General features: G+C 69.8%; 16 protein-coding genes. 4 read left to right on the forward strand and 12 right to left on the reverse strand.

The annotated features are described in order from the left end of the window. The first annotated feature begins 65 nt into the window (after positions 1–65). Together RS84_RS05025 and bioB are read left to right on the forward strand one after the other, a co-directional pair. A complete protein-coding gene (locus RS84_RS05025; RefSeq protein WP_045256690.1) occupies positions 66–674 on the forward strand; it encodes a biotin transporter BioY in 609 nt (202 codons plus the stop codon). Next, positions 671–1741 (forward strand): biotin synthase BioB, encoded by a 1071-nt coding sequence (gene bioB / locus RS84_RS05030; protein ID WP_045256691.1) that lies wholly within the window; start codon positions 671–673, stop codon positions 1739–1741. The genes RS84_RS05025 and bioB overlap by 4 nt, the downstream gene beginning before the upstream one ends. Here bioB and RS84_RS05035 read toward each other — a convergent pair whose 3' ends face one another. The 11 genes from RS84_RS05035 to RS84_RS05085 form a co-directional block, all read right to left on the reverse strand. Further along, the gene (locus RS84_RS05035) at positions 1742–3880 is read right to left on the reverse strand and encodes an alpha-galactosidase (protein ID WP_045256692.1); all 2139 of its coding nucleotides are present in this window, start codon (positions 3878–3880) and stop codon (positions 1742–1744) included. Between the two features lie 25 nt (positions 3881–3905). After that, positions 3906–5057, reverse strand: a complete 1152-nt coding sequence (manA, locus tag RS84_RS05040) for a mannose-6-phosphate isomerase, class I (protein ID WP_045256693.1) — start codon at positions 5055–5057, stop codon at positions 3906–3908. After that, the gene (locus tag RS84_RS05045) at positions 5054–5998 is read right to left on the reverse strand and encodes a BadF/BadG/BcrA/BcrD ATPase family protein (protein WP_045256694.1); all 945 of its coding nucleotides are present in this window, start codon (positions 5996–5998) and stop codon (positions 5054–5056) included. The genes manA and RS84_RS05045 overlap by 4 nt, the downstream gene beginning before the upstream one ends. A 217-nt stretch (positions 5999–6215) precedes the next feature. Continuing rightward, on the reverse strand, positions 6216–7343 hold the full coding sequence (locus RS84_RS05050) for a hypothetical protein (protein ID WP_045256695.1): 1128 nt from the start codon (positions 7341–7343) through the stop codon (positions 6216–6218). Beyond that, the gene (locus tag RS84_RS05055) at positions 7337–8131 is read right to left on the reverse strand and encodes a hypothetical protein (RefSeq protein WP_045256696.1); all 795 of its coding nucleotides are present in this window, start codon (positions 8129–8131) and stop codon (positions 7337–7339) included. Before RS84_RS05055 ends, RS84_RS05050 begins: the two co-directional genes overlap by 7 nt. Continuing rightward, a complete protein-coding gene (locus RS84_RS05060; protein ID WP_082062054.1) occupies positions 8128–9285 on the reverse strand; it encodes a VWA domain-containing protein in 1158 nt (385 codons plus the stop codon). The genes RS84_RS05055 and RS84_RS05060 overlap by 4 nt, the downstream gene beginning before the upstream one ends. Further along, positions 9282–10268 (reverse strand): vWA domain-containing protein, encoded by a 987-nt coding sequence (locus RS84_RS05065; RefSeq protein WP_235281388.1) that lies wholly within the window; start codon positions 10266–10268, stop codon positions 9282–9284. Before RS84_RS05065 ends, RS84_RS05060 begins: the two co-directional genes overlap by 4 nt. Continuing rightward, positions 10259–10753 carry a hypothetical protein gene (locus RS84_RS05070; RefSeq protein ID WP_045256698.1) on the reverse strand — a complete coding sequence of 165 codons (495 nt, stop codon included), beginning with the start codon at positions 10751–10753 and terminating at the stop codon, positions 10259–10261. Before RS84_RS05070 ends, RS84_RS05065 begins: the two co-directional genes overlap by 10 nt. After that, complete coding sequence (locus RS84_RS05075; protein WP_045256699.1) at positions 10740–11627, reverse strand: DUF58 domain-containing protein; 888 nt, start codon at positions 11625–11627, stop codon at positions 10740–10742. The genes RS84_RS05070 and RS84_RS05075 overlap by 14 nt, the downstream gene beginning before the upstream one ends. A gap of 7 nt (positions 11628–11634) precedes the next feature. After that, positions 11635–12786: an AAA family ATPase gene (locus RS84_RS05080; protein ID WP_082062055.1), complete on the reverse strand. Its 1152-nt coding sequence runs from the start codon at positions 12784–12786 to the stop codon at positions 11635–11637. 112 nt (positions 12787–12898) lie between these two features. Next, on the reverse strand, positions 12899–14026 hold the full coding sequence (locus tag RS84_RS05085) for a saccharopine dehydrogenase NADP-binding domain-containing protein (RefSeq protein WP_045256700.1): 1128 nt from the start codon (positions 14024–14026) through the stop codon (positions 12899–12901). Between the two features lie 112 nt (positions 14027–14138). Between RS84_RS05085 and RS84_RS05090 the strand changes: the two genes are divergently transcribed. Continuing rightward, the gene (locus RS84_RS05090) at positions 14139–14720 is read left to right on the forward strand and encodes a TetR/AcrR family transcriptional regulator (RefSeq protein WP_045256701.1); all 582 of its coding nucleotides are present in this window, start codon (positions 14139–14141) and stop codon (positions 14718–14720) included. 32 nt (positions 14721–14752) lie between these two features. Here the strand turns inward: RS84_RS05090 and RS84_RS19410 are convergent, their stop codons facing one another. Beyond that, a complete protein-coding gene (locus RS84_RS19410; RefSeq protein WP_200891978.1) occupies positions 14753–15760 on the reverse strand; it encodes a hypothetical protein in 1008 nt (335 codons plus the stop codon). A gap of 177 nt (positions 15761–15937) precedes the next feature. Between RS84_RS19410 and RS84_RS18615 the strand changes: the two genes are divergently transcribed. Beyond that, on the forward strand, positions 15938–16612 hold the full coding sequence (locus RS84_RS18615; protein ID WP_052676226.1) for a GntR family transcriptional regulator: 675 nt from the start codon (positions 15938–15940) through the stop codon (positions 16610–16612). The last annotated feature ends 65 nt before the right edge of the window (positions 16613–16677 follow it).

Raw genomic sequence — 16677 nt, forward strand, 5'->3', positions numbered from 1 at the left:
GGCTTCCCGCAAACGTGCTACTCTCCTGAACGGTGTTCAGATGAACACTGTTCAGGAGGCAGAGAATGACGACGACCGCACACCCCACGAGCCCGTACCTCGCCGATATGGGCCGGCGTTCGCTCGCCCGAGACGCCGTGCTCGTGGTGGCGGCCACCGCACTCATAGCAGTCTCGGCGCAGCTGGTCATCCCGCTGCCGTTCACTCCGGTGCCGATCACCCTCGCCACGCTGACGGTCATGGCGAGCGGTGCCGCGCTTGGTCCGCTGCGCGGCACGCTCAGCGCTGGCCTCTACCTGCTGATCGGCGCGCTGGGCGCCCCGGTCTTCTCGCACGGGCAGTCGGGCGTGCTGCTGCCGACCTTCGGATACATCGTCGGCTACGTGATCGCGGCCTTGGTCGTCGGGCAGCTCGCCCGGCGTCAGGCCGACCGACGCGTCGGCCCGGCGGTCGGTCTCGCGGTGCTCGGCACCCTCGCGCTCTATGTCTGCGGAGTGCCGTGGCTCGCGTTGTCGCTGCACATCCCCATCGGCGACGCCATCGTCCTCGGCGTGCTGCCCTTTCTCATCGGCGACGCCCTGAAGATCGTCGTGCTCAGCATCCTGCTGCCGTCGTGGTGGCGACTCACGGACGCGACGCGCACGCGCATGCGGAACGAGAGCGACGCCGCGTGACCGATTTCGCGGCCCTTGCGGATCGGGTTCTCGAGGGCGAGAGGCTCACCGAGCGCGATGCGCGCAGCATCCTCTGCACGCCCGATCACGAGTTGCTCGACCTGGTCATGGCGGCGGGGCGGATCAGGCGAGCGCACTTCGGCAACCGGGTGAAGCTCAACTATCTCGTCAACCTCAAGTCGGGCCTCTGTCCCGAGAACTGCCACTACTGCTCGCAGGCGCTCGGGTCAGCCGCGCAGATTCTCAAGTATTCGTGGCTTGCGCCCGACGAGGCCGTGCGGCAGGCCGAGGCGGGGATCGGCGGGGGCGCTGCCCGGGTCTGCCTGGTCGCCAGCGGCCGGGGCCCGATGGACCGCGACATCGATCGGGTCTCCGACATCGCGGTCGCATTGAAGGACCGCCATCCAGCGGTCGAGGTGTGCGCCTGCCTCGGTCTGCTCACGGACGGGCAGGCCGAGAGGCTGCGCGGAGCGGGCGTCGACGCCTACAACCACAACATCAACACGGCGGAGTCGTTCCACGAGCAGATCGTGCAGACGCACACGTACGCCGACCGCGTGACCACGATCGGCAGGGCGAAGGATGCCGGCCTCTCGCCGTGCAGCGGACTCATCGTCGGCATGGGCGAGAGCCCGGAGCAGATCGTCGAGGCGGTGTTCGCGCTGCGGGCGCTCGAGTCCGACTCGATCCCGATCAACTTCCTGGTCCCGTTCGACGGCACGCCGATGCAGGGCCGGTGGCACCTCACGCCCGCGCAGTGCCTGCGCATCGTCGCCCTCGTGCGATTCGCGTGCCCGGCATCCGAAGTCCGCCTCGCCGGCGGAAGAGAGGTGCACCTGCGCAGCCTGCAGGGTCTCGCCCTGCACATCGCGAACTCGATCTTCCTGGGCGACTATCTCACCGCTCAGGGTCAGGCGGCCCTAGACGACCTGGCGATGATCCGCGACAACGGGTTCGTCCCGGAGGGCGCCGATCGCGAACTCGCCACGGCGGGAGCCCCGGCGCGAGCGACGGCACCCGCGGCCCGGCTGCGGGGAGCCGGAACCGCGGTGCCGCCGAACGCCTGATCAGACCGCGGTCAGGTGCACCAGGATCGCCTGCCCCGGCCACAGGGTCGGCATCTGCAGTCCGACCTCGGCGAGCAGGCGCCCGGAGATCTCGACGGTGCGAGCATCCAGCCACCCGGGCGTGATCCAGCCCCACTCCGCCTTGCCGACCTCGTCGAGCACCTCGACGCGATAGCGGCGTTCCGGGTCGAGTCCTTCGAGCCGCACGCGCTCGGCGAGCGCCTCACGCGGAGCCGCGACGGTCGAGAAGGTCCACACCGCCTCGGCCCGATCGGCCGATACCACCCCGCGCGCACGCAGCGCCGGGTCGAACAGGTCGGCGTGCACCACAGAGCCGGTGTGCAGCACGGGGCGCAGGCGCTTGTATGCGCGGGCGAACGCCTGCACCTGCTCGAGCTCGTCTTCGCTGCACCCCAGCAGGTTCCATTCGAACCCGGCCGATCCCTGCAGCGACGTGATGATCCGGTACGACAGGTCGATCGTGCGTCCGGAGGAGTGCGCCGGCGAGGGCCCGACGTGCGCACCGATCAGTTCGGGCGGCAGGAGCAGCTCGGTCCAGCGCTGGATGTCGTGCCGCTCGATCGCATCGTTCGAGTCCGACGCCCAGACGCGGTCGGTGTAGGCGAGCACGCCCAGGTCGGAGCGTGCTCCTCCCGACGAGCACGACTCGATCTCGATACCCGGGTGGTCGTGCTTGATGCGGGCCATCAGCCGGTAGGCGGCCTCGGTCTGCAGGTGGGTCGCGGGGCGGCCCTCGTGCACGGCCTCGACCAGATCGCGGTTGTGGTCCCACTTGATGAAGTCGATCTTCAGGGCCGTCACGAGCGCGCTCATCTGCGAGCGCACGTGCTCGAACGCGTCGGGGTTGGCGAGATCGAGCACGTACTGTGTGCGCCAGGACAGGCCGGCAGGGCTCGGGACGGATGCCGGGTTGCCGAGGATCCAGTCCGGATGCTGCCGCGCGAGGTCCGAGTCGAGGTTGATCATCTCGGGCTCGAACCACAGCCCGAACTCCATGCCGAGCTCGTGCACGAGCTCGGCGAGCGGCTCGAGCCCATCAGGCCAGGACTCGTGGTCGACGACCCAGTCGCCGAGACCCGCTGTGTCGTTGTGGCGGGCGGGGAACCAGCCGTCGTCGAGCACGAAGCGCTCGACTCCCACCTCCGCCGCCCGGCGCGCGAGACGGGCGAGCTTGGCAGGGGAGTGGTCGAAGTACACGGCCTCCCACGTGTTCAGCACAAGCGGGCGCTCGGTCGACGGGTGGGCCGGCCGCGCGCGCATCCAGGTGTGGAATCGCGCCGAGACGCCGTCGAGGCCGGCATCCGACCACGCGAAGTACGCCGTGGGGGTGCGGTAGGTCTCACCGCGCTGCAGGCGCATCTCCGCGGGGCGCAGCAGCTCGCCCGCGCCCAGCATCGTGGCGTGCTCGGTCATCCGGTCGACCCGGTGCTCGAGGTCGGCGCTCCAGCCCAGGTGCACCGCCCAGATCTCACCGCTGCGATTGCGCGGCGCCTCGACGCTCGCGAGCGTCGCCCAGGGTGCGTCGTGTCCTCCACGGCCTCGGCGCGAACCGCGGAGGGTGGGGCCGGGAGGCATGTCGTACGTGGTGGGCTGCTTCTCGCCCGTCCAGCGACCGCCGAACGTCGTGAGCGTCGCCGCGCGCTTCGGCACGGGCAGGATGGCATCCAGTCTCGACACCTCGACCACGCCGTCTCCATCGTTGCGCAGCCCGTGCGAGACCAGCACGAGACCGCCGGCGCCGATCTCGATGCGCGAGCGCAGCGACAGTGCGGATGCTGCGTCGTTCGCATCGACCTCGAGCGCCGCGTCGTCCTGCCGGACGTCGACGGCGCTCCACCGCGGGAAGACCGGCAGCCCGTCGCGCGTGACGAGCAGGCCGGGCGTGCCCGCCCATCCGTCGCTCTCCTGCGGGACCAGCGGCACCTGCCAGGCCGCGTCGAGCGTGCCGGGCTCGCTCTGGCGCGACGTGATCAGCGTCAGCTCAGCGGCCGACGGCAGCCCCGGACCGAGGTCGGCGCCCCAGTGCAGCACCGCAGGAAGACCGGTGCGGGTGTCGGTGTCGATGATCAGGCCGACGCCGTCTCGGCGCAGCATCCGGATGGTCGTGTCGTGGGTCATGATGCTCCTGTGTCCGTCGGCGGGCTCAGGCCCCGGCGGCGACGAAGAGCCGCCCCTCGCCCTCGACGCGCACGTTCGCCGCGCGGGCGATGAGAGCAGCGCGCCCGCGCGGCATGTCGATGCTGTCGGCATCCGACGACAGCGTGAACCCGCCCTCGGTGCACAGTGCGATGGCGGCGCCGGTCAGGTCGATCTCGCCGCCGGTGGTGCACTCGTAGAGCACGAAGCCGGGTTCGTCATCGGCACCCCCTGGACGGAAGACGCGGATGCCGTCGCCCGCAGGCACGGGCACGAGGTGCGGATCGCCGCCCTCGCGCGCATCGAGCACGCGCCCGAGCTCTGCCGTGTCGATGTGCTTGGGCGTGAGCCCGCCGCGGAGCACGTTGTCGCTCGGTCCCATCAGTTCGACCCCCGAACCGCGGAGATAGGCGTGGATGTTGCCGGCAGGCAGCCACAGCGCCTCGCCCGCACGCAGCGTGAGGTGCTGCAGCATGAGCGCGCCGAGGATGCCGGGGTCGCCGGGGTGGGCCTGTGCGATCGGCCGCAGCACAGCGAAGCGGTCGTCGGCCGCGCCGGCCTCGGTCGCGGCGGCGACCAGCGGAGCGATCCGCTCGTCACCCGACAGCAGCCACAGGAAGGCGTGACGGATGCCGTCGGCATCCGCCAGCAGGCTGCTCCAGGTCTGCAGGGCCGATGCGTGCTCCTCGCCCACCACCACCGCGAGCGCGTCGAGGTCGGCCTGCACCTCGGCGATGGGGCGGAAGCCGCAGAGCGCTTCGAATCCGTCGTTCAGCGCCACGATCATCTCGGGCTTCGAGTTCGGGTCGCGGTAGTTGCGGTTCGGGGCGTCGACGGGGATGCCGAGCTCGTTCTCGCGCGCGAAGCCCTCCTGCGCCTGTGCCGTGCTCGGGTGCGCCTGCAGCGAGAGCGGCTCGGCCGCGCAGAGGATCTTCAGCAGGAACGGCAGGCGGATGCCGGTCGCCCGCTCCCACTGGTCGAGCGTCTGCCACGGCGCGTCGCCGAGGATGCGACTCGGTGCGGCGGGATGGGCGCCCAGCCACAGTTCGGCCTCACGCAGGCCGGTCTCGGCGGTGCCGCGCACGTGGGCTACTCCGTCGATCTCGCCCCAGGCGTAGTCGCGCGGCGTGTTGTCGATCTCCCAGAAGACGGCGGTCATGCCGTCACCTCCTTCTCGGCGCGGACGAGCTCGGCGAGCCGCCCTCTCAGTGGATGGTCGGCGGCGAGCTCGACGAGCGCGTCGACTCCGTCGAGTCCGGTGCCGACCGGGGGGATGAAGCGCACCGCGGTACGCGCAGCACGCACCGACGTCTCGAAGGCGCTGCGGATGAGGTCGGAACGCAGGACCCCGCCGATCGCGCCGACGGGGGCGTCGGCTGCGGCCGAGGTCGTCTGCAGGGCGGAAGTCACCGACAGCGCGAGCTCGGCGGCGGCCGCCTCGCAGATGCGCCGGGCCACAGGGTCGCCGTCGGCTGCGAGAGCAGAGGTGGGAGCTGCGAACGAAGCCACCAGCCGCACACGGTCGGGGTCGGCCTGAAGAGAGGTGTACGCCCCCTCGAGGTCGGGCCAGCGCTCGCGGACCAGCGGGGTGAGCGCGGTCTGCTCGCCGCGTCCGTCGTAGGCGCGCATCACGGCATCCAGCGCCTCGCGGCCGATCCAGTAGCCGCTCCCCGCGTCGCCCATGATGTTGCCCCAGCCGTCGACGCGCACGGCCGAGCGAGGTCCCACTCCGAGGGTGACGACGCCGGTGCCGACGGCGACCACGGCCCCCTGCTGATCGCCCAGCACGCCGAGGAACGACGTGATCGAGTCGTGCGCGACGATCACACGGCGCACCTCTGCGAGCGCAGGACGGTCGAGAAGCGCATCGGCCTCGGCGCGGACGTCGGTGACGCCCGTGACGCCGATCGCGAGGGTGGACGGAACGGCGCCGGCCACGTGCGAGACCCGCTCGGCGATGTCGGCGAGCTGCGGCGCGAGCGGACGGTCGGTCAGCACGCCGGGCAGCAGGTCGTCGCGACTCGAGCCGTCGGCCCAATGCAGTCGCACCTTGGTGCCGGTCTGTCCGGCATCCATCGAGAGGAGGGCGAGGGTGCTCATCGGTGTTCTTTCGTCTGCGGAGCCCGCCAGGTGCGGTCGAGCGTATGACAGCGTAGGACATTCATGCACCCTGACAAAGCCGGGAACTGTCGTTCTGTCCGCTCCTGTCTCGACCGCAGATCGTTGATGTTGCGGGGAAAAGCGGCCCGTCTCCTCCTGCATGTCCGATGGAATGTCTGTCGTCGACATTCAGTCTTCGCAGGGGCTCCGTGGCCGCTCAGTAGAACCCCGGATACTCCTCGAGCTTCTTCTCGAACGCCTCGCGGTCGGCCTCCTGCAGCACCGCGCTCGCGATCACGACCAGCTGGAGTCCCTCGAGCGGCTCGCCGGTGCGGGCGTTCTGCGCATCGCGGGTACTGCGGAAGCTGTCGTCGCCGTTCGCCAGGTCGTAGATGTCGGCGTAGAAGCGCATCGGGTCGGGGTAGTTCTCGGTGTACGACTCCCAGGTGTGCTGGGTGTGCGGGTCGTCGCTGCCGTACAGCTTCGTCATCACCGACGGGTCGATGCTCGACTCCGACGGGTCGTTGAAGGCGTACAGGCCGTACATGCCGTGATCCACGACGATCTGGTCGATCAGGTCCATGATGGCCACCTTGGTGGCGTAGTCGTGGATCGGCTCGGTCGTCGCCCAGCCCTCGGTCGCGAACTCGTACAGCATCGACTCGCCCCCGTAGGCGTTGCGCTCCGGACGCAGATCCTCGTCGCCGACCTGCACCCACTGGTACCCGAACTGGGCCGTCACCTGATCGCGGACATCGGCGAACAGATCGGCTGCCGCCGCCCGGACCTCCTCGACCGACTGCTGGTCGAGCGCCTCCTGCGGATCGATGTCCTTGATGCCGGGGTACGCCTCTTCGTGCTTCTGCTCGTCGCTCTTCATGCCGTCGTAGGTGCCGGCCGCCGACGTGCGCAGCGCGCTCAGGCCGCCCACAGTGGCGACGTTGAACAGCAGGGTGATGACAAGTGCGATGCTGCCCAGCATCCGCCCTCGAGAGGTGACGAGCGCGGCGACCACGAGCCCCACCACCACGAGCTGGAGCGCGAACATCGTCACGCCGTAGAGGAGGTCGGTGCCGCCTGCGATCATCACGATCAGCAGGATCCCCGCGAACAGGCCGGCGACGGCGAGCACGATTCGGCTGAACACCGATGACGGCTTCTTCTCGATCGCCGCCGCCGCGGTCTCTCCGGCGGTGTACCCCGCGGTCGCGGGCGCCGGAGCGGGCGAGACGTACGCCGACTGCTGGCGTTTCGCTCCGCGATACCCGCCAGGCGGAGGTACAGGCGGGGCCCCCTCGGTGCCGGCGATGTAGCGCTGGCGCTGCTTCTCCCGATCCATCACCATGGCTTGTCCGTTCCGGTGCCGCCGCCGTCTTCGCCGTCCTGCCGCTGGTCGCGCTCCTGCTGGCCCTGTTCGAGCTTCTCCTTGAGCTCGTCGAGCTTCTCCTCCGAGGGCTGCGGCTCGGGCTGCTCTTCGGGCTTCTCCTCTTCGGGCTGCTGCTGCTGTTCCTGCTCCTGCTGCTTCTGCTTCAGGCGGTCCTCGGTGTCTTCCTTGGTCTGCTGCATGTCGCGGTCGGGGTCGGAGGACTGCTTCTGCGCGTCTTCGCTGTTGCACTCCTCGGGCGTCTCGCTCGTGATCGTCAGCGCCTCACCGTAGAACTCGGCGCCCGCTGCGCCGTCTCCGTCGGCCACGGCCGCATCCCCCTGCCGCTCGATCACGAGAGCCAGGTTGATGCGCACGGTGCACACCTCGAGGCCGTGTGCCAGCTCGAGCGCCTTCTCGAGCTCGGCGCGCGCCTCGGGGAGCTTCTCTGCGCCGGCCAGGGCCGTGCCGATGTTGAACGGCGCCTTGAACGGCTCGAACCAGTTCAGAAACTCCTGGCCGTGGGCCGACGCCTCTGAACCCGCGTAGTCGTCGACGACATAGGCGCTGATGGCCTGATGTGCGAACGCGTACATGCTCAGCAGCTTGCCGACGAACAGGAGCGCTGCGAGGGTCAGCGGGAGCGTCCCGATCGCGATCCAGCGACGGATGCGTCGCCGCTTGCGGTTGGAGGCGAGAAGAGCGGATGCCGCGGCCGAGGCGTCGGCGCTCGCGCTCTGCGCGCTCGGCTCTGTCGAGACCGTTGTCATGACTCACCTCCGGAGGGTTCCGTCGACGAAGGATGCACGCGTGCGGGCACTTCGACTTGCTCCGCCTGCTCAGTGCCGCGCTCGCTCAACGGCCGGGTTTCCTCGGTCTTCGAGCGAGGAGAGGAGCGACGGGATGAAACGCCCCCTGCCGCCGGCGCCTTCAGCAGCCGCAGGCGCGCGACGAGCATCGTGGCCCTCGCGAGCTCCACCGCGAGCAGCAGGATCACGACGAGGGCAGCGATCCAGTACAGCTCGGTCACGTTGCCGATCTCGCCGGACTTCGAGTAGCTCGTCGTGGTCGAGGGCGCCTCCGGCAGGGTGAGCTCGGCATCCGCCGTCCTGTGCTGATACTTCACGCCGAGCTGCTCGGCGATCGTGTTCAGGTTCTTCTCGTCGATGACCGACTTCGCGTTCGCGCCCTGGTACTGGATGTACCCGCCGTCGGAGCCGTCGAGGCCGCCGGTCGTGAGCTTCATCGCACCGCCCTCCTCCGTGCCGTAGCCGAACACGCCTCCCGCATCGGTCAGCTCGGCGCTGCCGGCGAACGACTCGGGCGTGCTGCCGTCGGTCTGCTCGCCGTCGCCGAAGTAGAACACCATGCGTGAGCGGTCGGGCGACGACTCGGCCGCGTTAGAGAGGGTGTCGCTGAGCATCTGCGCGGCGATGCCGACCGAGCTGCCGCGCGACTGGCTGGTCACCTCGGGGCGCAGCACATCGAGCGACGAGACCAGCGCCGTGGTGTCGGTGGTCAACGGCAGCCGCAGGTCGGCGGCGGCGTCGAACGTGATGAGCGCGAAGCGCGCGCCCGGATACTCGTCGACGATGGCCTGGATGTCGGCGCGAACGCCGTCGAGGCGGGGTTTGTCGCCATCCCAGTCCTCCGCGACGATGCTCGCAGTGGTGTCGACGACGAGCACGATGTCGGTGTCGGTCGCGAGGGTCTGCGTGGCGCCCCCGGGGATGCCTGGGCGCAGCAGCATCACGAAGCAGGCGAGGATCATCACCAGGCGCATGGCCCACAGCCACAGCGGTGCTCCTCTTCTGCCGTTCCCTGAGCCGGCCGAGGGGCGCGTCATGACGACCACGGCGACCGCCACCACGGGCGCGAAGAGCAGCAGCAGGAGGAAGACGTTGAGGACGGGCTGGAAGATCACAGCTTCACCCTCCAGACGACGATGACGAACGCGAGCGAGGCGATCATCAGCACGACGATCCAGAGGTTCGGCGTGTCCGTCCAGACCACCTGCGCCTGACCCTTGAGCTCGGTGGCATCCTGCTCCTGCACGGCGGTGACGATGTCGCCGACCGTCGTCGTGTCGCGAAGGCCGTATGCCTGCCCTCCGGTGCTCTCGGCCGCCTTCGTGAGCTCGTCGCTGATCGCGGCATCCTTGCCCTGCACGGGGTTGATCGCGAACACGCGCACGCCGCTGGCCTTCGCATAGGCCGCGGCCTCCTCGACGGTGACGATCGAGGCGCCGTTCACCTCGTTGTCTGTCGCGAGGATCACCGAACGAGAACGGTCGTCGTCGGGGTGATCGAACGCGAGGGCGCATGCGGCGAGTCCGTCGCCGATGAGCGAGGCGCCGTCGCCGTTGAGGGTGCCCACCCAGTGCTCGGGGATCTCATCGACGTAGTCGAAGCTCTCCCGCACGCTCTGCAGGTGCTCGCGGACGAACTCGTAGTCGTCGGTGAGGGGGAAGACCTGCACGGGCGAGCTGTTGAAGATCGTCAGGCCGATGCGCTCGCCCTTGAAGCCCTCGAGCAGCTCCTCGAACACGCTCAGCACCTCGACGTCGACCTCGCTCATCGACCCGGACACGTCGAGGCAGAGCATGATGTCGCGGCTCGTGTTCACGGGCTGGATCGTCTGCGACGACATCGGCCGTGCGGCCACCACGCCGGCGCTGAGCGCGGCGACGGCTCCGAGGGCGAGGATGCCGGTGAGTCCCAGCACGCGTCGGCGCAGCGCGGAGCGGAACGTCGGCAGCGCCCGAAGCCGCTCGGCGCGCGCGATGCGAGCCCGCTCTCCGGCCGCTGTGCGTGCGTGGGATCGGAGTCCGAGGAAGAGGCCGACCCCGACCGCGACGATCACGACGCCGAGGGCGACGAGGATCATCCACCAGTTCGCTAGTGCCATGTGCGCACCACCGTCCGGGCGGCTTCGGCGCCGGCAGTCGGGTCGATCGCGGGACCAGGGCGGAAGATGCTCGGGTAGAAGTGCCGGCTGATCGCGTCGATCAGCGCCGGGTGCACTCCGCGCGCGACGAGATCGTCGAGGGCGAGCACGGGCGCCTCGAGACCGCTGTACTCGTTCACGAACGTGCGGACCACCTTGCTCAGCTCGAAGTTCGCGTGACGGGCCGACAGAGTGCGCGCCCGGTAGTCGTCTTCGATGCGCTGGATGCGCTCGAGGTACTCCATCCGCAGCTGCGACAGCACATCCATCGTGAGCACCTGCGGTCCGGGCTTGTTCACGTCGAGCTCGGTGAGCCCACGGCGCGGCCTGGTGAGGAACGTCACGAGCCAGGCGCCCAGCACGAGAAGGGCCAGGATGCCGAATGCGAGCAGCATCCACCACCCCGAGTACTGGAACGGGGGATACAGTTCGTCAGAGCCGGGCATGAGACCTCCGGTTCAGCAGCTGCAGCAGCTGCGACACCGCGTCGTCCTGGCCTTCGAGCACCGTGTGGCTGATCTCCATGCGCTTGAGCGTCTCGACGAGATGCTCCGCATCCGCTGCGGTCTGCGCCGAGAGCTCGCGCACGATCTCCACGTCGCCCTGCACGAAGTCCGGCACGTCCCACATGGTGTCGACGTCGGAGCGGATCGCGTTCGTCGCATGGTCGAGCACGACCTCGGCATCGCGCACCGTGAGCCACAGCACGTCATGCTGCACGCGCAGCCGGCGGAGCATCCGCTCGGTGTTCTCCGTGATGGGCGCCTCGTCGGTGATGATCACGACGATCATCCGACGCGAGATCGTGCGGGTGATGAACGACAGCAGGGCGTCGCGGTCGCTGGGCGCGTGGCTCGAGTCGATGGCGGCGTCGATCGTGCGCAGTGCATGCTCGAGTGCGCCCTCGCTGCGACCCGGAGCCCGACGCCGCACGCGTTCGGCGTCGCCGTACACGACGGTGAAGTCGTCGCCGTGGCGCAGCGCCAGCACGCCGAGCACGCCGGCGGCGAGGATCGCGAGGTCCTTCTTCGACTTCTCGTCGTGCGCGAGCGCTCCCATCGACCGGCCGGTGTCGACCGCGAACATGATGGTGTGCATGCGCTGGGCGCGGTGCCGCTTCACGAGCGGGGTGCCCTGGCGGGCGGTCGCGCGCCAGTCGATGTCGCGCACCTGATCGCCGTACTCGTACTTGCGCAGGTCTTCGAAGTCGAGGCTGCGGCCGTGCATGAGCGACGCGTATGCGCCGTCGAGCGCGTGCAGCGACTTGCGCGACGAGTGGATGAAGAGCTTGCTCTTCACCTGCGTGATCAGGCTGGGCATCGGGAGGTCAGGGGGTCGGGACGGCGGCGAAGATCTGGTCGATGATCTCCTCGCTGCGGATGCCCTCGGCGTCGGCCTCGAACGTGAGGAGCACGCGGTGGCGCAGCACGAGGTGGCGGAGCGAGCGGATGTCCTCAGGCAGCACGTGCGCGCGGCCGTTCAGCAGGGCGAGCGCACGCGACGCCTGCAGGAACGCGATGCTCGCGCGCGGGCTCGCGCCGTACTTGATGTAGCGGGCGCGCTCCTCGCCGATGTACGGCGCGGGGTTCCTCGTCACGTACGACAGGGAGACGATGTAGTTGCGGATCGCCGGGTCGACGTAGATGCGCGACGCGGTGTCCTGCAGCATCCGCACGTCGTCGAGGGTCACGGCGCTCTCGACGTGGCGGTCGGGATCGAGCACGCCGGAGTCGATGCGCCCCAGGATCTCGAACTCCTCGGCGGGGCTCGGGTACTCGACGATCTCCTTGAGCAGGAAGCGGTCCATCTGCGCTTCGGGGAGCTCGTAGGTGCCCTCCTGCTCGATCGGGTTCTGCGTCGCGATCACGAGGAACGGCTTCGGCAGGTGGTGGATCTCGCCGCCGATCGTGGTCTGGTGCTCCTGCATCGCCTCGAGCATGGCGCTCTGGGTCTTCGCGCTCGAACGGTTGATCTCGTCGAGCAGCACGAAGTTGGCGTGCACGGGGCCGAGGACCGTGCGGAAGGTGCCGCTGGACGCGTCGTAGATCTGGTTGCCGGTGATGTCGCTGGGCAGCAGATCGGGGGTGCACTGGATGCGCTTGAACGAGGCCTTGACCGTGTCGGACAGGGTGCTCGCGGCGGTGGTCTTGGCGAGACCCGGAACGCTCTCGAGCAGGATGTGGCCGCCGGCGATCAGCGAGATGAGCAGGCTCATGCGCAGGCGCTCCTGGCCGACCATCTTCGCCGAGTACGAGTCGGAGATGATCCCGAGCACCTTGCCCGCGTGCGCGAGCTCTTCCGCCGACGGGCCCTGCCGGTTCGCCGAGGGCTGCCCGGCGTTGGAGCGCGTCGGGGGCGCCGGCGGTGCCGGCGGTGCGGCCGCGATCGGAGCCGCGGGGGCAGGCGGAGCCGCGGGGGCAGGCGGTGCCGGCGGCAGGGGCGGGGCCTGACCTGCGCCGGGTGCGTACGGCTCGTTCATCGGTGTCTCCTCTTTCGCACGGGGACACGACAGCGATCCCCCGATTCAGCGTAACGGCACGGCGCTGTGCTCGCGGTGGGGAGATCTGCCCATGACGGATGCCGCGGCATCCTCAGCGCCCGACCGGACCGCCCGAGTCCTGATCGGCGGCGTCGCCGATCAGGAACTGCCCACCCGCCTGCTCGGCGAGCCCGGGACCGAACAAGGCACCGGGCGTGTAGGCGCCCGGCGCGCCCTCACCACGAGCCAGGGCGGCCGCCACGGAGGCGGCGACCGCGGCCGTGTACGCCATGCCGTCGCCAGCACGCAGCCAGCCCTCGCGACGGGTGCCGTCGGGCCAGGAGACGATCGCATGGCCCCAGGAGTGCCGGCGCGGCGCCGGAGTCTGCTTCATCTCGGCCTTCGCCATCCGGCGGAGGGCGAAGCGGCGCAGTGCTCCGATCGACAGCAGCCTTCCCGCCAGAGGCGCGACGGCGCGCACCCCGGAGGAGGAGGGGGCCATCGCCGTCGTCGCCGTGACGGACGGAGCCCCGCTGGCGCGGTGCGCGGCGAGGAGTTCTGCGATGGGCGCGCTCGCGGTCTTCGCCTGCTCGCCATCGGGCAGGGAGAGCTTCTGCGGATCGGAGCCGAGGGGCGCGGAGACCAGGCGCCCGTCGACGTAGCGGCGACCGCCGATGGTGAACATGTCGATCATGGAGGCGGCGAAGGCGGCGCCGACGACTCCGGCGTCGAGCGACACCGAGGCCAGCGCGTCGACCCGGACGCTGGCGGGTGTCGGACGATCCGCGCACAGTGCGATGACGACGGCTTCCGTGGCCAGGACGCCGAAGCCGGAGCCGGTCACGAGCGTGCTGCCCGCCCGTTCGGCCTCCTCGTGCAGGCTGAGCATCCGGGGCACGGACGTGAGGTCGGCGGCGATGTCGAGGTAGTGGCCCCCCGGCATGCAGGCGCGGGCGATGACGGTCGCCGTCTCGGCGTAGTCGCCGATGCCGTTGAACACGACCGCAGGTCGTTGCCGAACGATCTCCGCGACGATGTCGTCCACCGACTCGACGATGACGGCGCGGGTGCCGAGCTCCGCGGCTCTCGTGCGCAGGCTCTCGCCGTCTCTTCCGCGTCCCACCAGCACCGGCGCCAGCCCCTGAGCCGCGAGGTCCGCCGTGACGGCGCGTCCGATGCGCCCGCTGGCCCCGAGAACCCAGATCTCGCCGATTCGCGGGGTCCGTGTGGTGTCCGTCATGAGAGTGCTCCTGTCGTCCGGTCAAGGCGGGGTGACGCACAGTGATGTCTCACTGTGTCATCAGAACGATACCACTGATGACACACTGAGGCATCACTTGATATCGTGCGGTATGGCCAGATGGGATCCCGGAACCGAAGAGCGCCTCACCCGCGCGGCTCTCGACCTCTTCGCGGAGCACGGATACGACGACGTGACCGTGACGCAGATCGCCGAGCGGGCCGGCATCACGCGACGTTCGTACTTCCGCTACTTCCCCGACAAGCGCGAAGTCCTGTTCGCCGGCTCGGAGAGGCTGCCCATCGTGATCGGTGACGCCGTCCTCGCCGCCGACCCCGCCGCTTCCCCGTTGTCAGCGGTTGTCGAGGCCTTCGCCCAGGCCGGTGCCGCGCTCGCCGAGCACGTCGGACGCAGCGCCGAGCGCCGCGCCGTGATCGCTTCCAGCCCCGAGCTCCAGGAGCGGGAGCGCAGCAAGTTCGCCGCCGTCGCCGACGCGATCCGCACCGCACTCCTCCGGCGGGATGTCGACGAGGACCGCGCGCGACTCGTGGCTCAGATCGCCACGCTCGCGGCCCAGAGTGCATTCGAGCGATGGACCGACGGGCCCGGGCACGAGAGCTTCGCGGAGTGTCTCGACAGGGTCATCGAGTCGGTTCGCGACGTGCTCGCCGGGGGCGGCGGTCCTTCCCGTTGAGAGCGGCCCGCGGGCCGATCTGACCGAGTGGCTCAGATGTCGTCTCGACGGGCCTCGATCGCCGACCCGGCGGTGCCGTCGGAGTACGCCACGCGGATCGTGGGGTTCGACAGGCCCAGGTCGATGAGCGACCTGCCGAAGGTGATCGAGGCACGACCGTCGGCGCCGAACGTGACGGTGCCGGCGTTCGAGGAGCCATAGTTGACGGATGCCTGCGAGCCGGGGTTTCCGGTGACCGTGAGCGTGTAGCTGCTGAGCACGGGCACGAGAACGACGATCGCCGTGTTCTTCTGCAGCCCGCCCCAGGCCAGCGGCTTCGGTGCAGGTGGAGGAGTGGTGGGCGTCGTGGGCGTGGTGGGCGTCGTCGGGGTGGTGGGCGTGGTCGGCGTCCCGGGGTCGGTCGGCGTCGTTCCGGGCGTGGTCCCCGGGGTCGTTCCCGGGGTCGTGGTGCCGGGTGTCGTCGTCCCCGGCGTTGTGGTGCCGGGCGTGGTCCTCTGCCCTTCGGATCCCGGCGTGGTCGGCGACGCCGACTCCGGCGCGGTCTTCGGTGCGTCCTCGGATTTCGGATCCTCGGTCGCGGAGTCATCGGCGGGGGCCGTGGGCGCACCGGTGCGATCCACCAGGCCGTACTCGCCTGCCGGCACCTTGTCGTCGGCTCGGTCGGCATAGGTCGTCACCGGCGAGTTCGCGAGCGCGGTCAGATCGCCGCCGCCCGACGTGAGCAGTCCGAAGGCCATGAGCCCGACACCGCCCACGACCGAGCCGATCGCAAGGATCTTGCGCGGTCGCGACCAGCCCGAGACCCGGGCGTGCACTCGAGCCACGGTTCCCGCGGCGGGCAGAGTCGCCTCCGCCGCGTGCCGGCTGTCGCGCCTGCTGTGGCCAGCTGGCGCGCTCGACTCCGCAGCGGGCCCCTCCTGCCCGTGGTCCATCTCGTACCGCCGATCCCTCTCCCACGCGAGCCCTGAGGCCTGATCAGCCGAGCTCCCCGCCGGCTGGGCGGTCGACCACTCTCCGACGACCGCGTGCGTGCTCGCCAATATAGCGGGATTCTGACTGTCGGGGGAGGTGGCCCTTCGTCGGGCGAGATCCGAGCGAGACGAGGTGCGGATCAGAGTACCGGTGTGCTGCCAGGAAACCTTGAACTTTCCCCCGTAGTATCGAGCCGCGCCGCGAGGGGCCCGTGGGCGCGAATTGAACACAGAAAGCTGTACAGCATGACTGATGCACAGGTGTCGCTCGATGAGCGACTCGGCCCCGTGAGCGTGGAGGGTTCGGCGCTCGCCGACCAGATCTTCGACATCGTCGGCAACGCGATCGTCGAGGGAACGCTCGAGCCCGGCGAGAAGGTCAACGACAAGGAGCTCGCGGCAGCTCTCGGCATCTCGCGCACGCCCGTGCGCGAGGCCCTCCAGCGCCTGACATGGGTCGGTCTGGTCGAAGTCGCTCCCAGCCGCTACACCCGTGTCACCGAGATCACTGACGAGATGGTGAGCAGCACGCTCGAGTACATGGGCATGCAGGCCAGCGTCGCGTTGCAGCTCGCCATGCGTCGGATGGATGCCGATGAGCTCGCGGAGGCGGTGGAACTCCTCGACCATGTCATCGCCGCGACCGAAGCCGACGATGCAGAAGCCATGATGAACGAGTCGCTCGTGCTGCTCGAGTACCTCGTCGGCAAGAGCGCGAATCCGGTCTTCTCGGCGATGATGGCCGAGACCAGTCTTCTCGTGGCTCGAAACCTGCGCCACCTGCACCCTGAAGAGGGCTCGTCCGAGCACCGTCTCGAGTGCTTCCGCGAGATGCGCGCCGCCATGCTCGCCGGCGACGCGGATGCTGCGGAGAAGTGGTTCCGCAGACAGCACGGCATCGGCGTCGACACCTCCCTCTGAGCCGCCCCCCCGGCTCTCACCCCGCCTGCGGAGCTGTTCGTCCTGCCGCGCCCAGCCCTAGACGC

This window comes from Microbacterium hydrocarbonoxydans (genome assembly GCF_000956475.1).
GTDB classification, from domain to species: domain Bacteria; phylum Actinomycetota; class Actinomycetes; order Actinomycetales; family Microbacteriaceae; genus Microbacterium; species Microbacterium hydrocarbonoxydans_A.

Excerpts from the sequence above, each read along its gene's own strand:
- RS84_RS05065 (WP_235281388.1), bottom strand. The coding sequence starts at position 10,268 with ATGGCACTAGCGAACTGGTGGATGATCCTCGTCGCCCTCGGCGTCGTG.
- RS84_RS05050 (WP_045256695.1), bottom strand. The coding sequence starts at position 7,343 with ATGGTGATGGATCGGGAGAAGCAGCGCCAGCGCTACATCGCCGGCACC.
- RS84_RS05085 (WP_045256700.1), bottom strand. The coding sequence starts at position 14,026 with ATGACGGACACCACACGGACCCCGCGAATCGGCGAGATCTGGGTTCTC.
- RS84_RS05080 (WP_082062055.1), bottom strand. The coding sequence starts at position 12,786 with ATGAACGAGCCGTACGCACCCGGCGCAGGTCAGGCCCCGCCCCTGCCG.
- RS84_RS05035 (WP_045256692.1), bottom strand. The coding sequence starts at position 3,880 with ATGACCCACGACACGACCATCCGGATGCTGCGCCGAGACGGCGTCGGC.
- RS84_RS05070 (WP_045256698.1), bottom strand. The coding sequence starts at position 10,753 with ATGCCCGGCTCTGACGAACTGTATCCCCCGTTCCAGTACTCGGGGTGG.
- RS84_RS05055 (WP_045256696.1), bottom strand. The coding sequence starts at position 8,131 with ATGACAACGGTCTCGACAGAGCCGAGCGCGCAGAGCGCGAGCGCCGAC.
- RS84_RS05045 (WP_045256694.1), bottom strand. The coding sequence starts at position 5,998 with ATGAGCACCCTCGCCCTCCTCTCGATGGATGCCGGACAGACCGGCACC.
- RS84_RS05090 (WP_045256701.1), top strand. The coding sequence starts at position 14,139 with ATGGCCAGATGGGATCCCGGAACCGAAGAGCGCCTCACCCGCGCGGCT.
- RS84_RS05075 (WP_045256699.1), bottom strand. The coding sequence starts at position 11,627 with ATGCCCAGCCTGATCACGCAGGTGAAGAGCAAGCTCTTCATCCACTCG.
- RS84_RS05025 (WP_045256690.1), top strand. The coding sequence starts at position 66 with ATGACGACGACCGCACACCCCACGAGCCCGTACCTCGCCGATATGGGC.
- RS84_RS18615 (WP_052676226.1), top strand. The coding sequence starts at position 15,938 with ATGACTGATGCACAGGTGTCGCTCGATGAGCGACTCGGCCCCGTGAGC.
- manA (WP_045256693.1), bottom strand. The coding sequence starts at position 5,057 with ATGACCGCCGTCTTCTGGGAGATCGACAACACGCCGCGCGACTACGCC.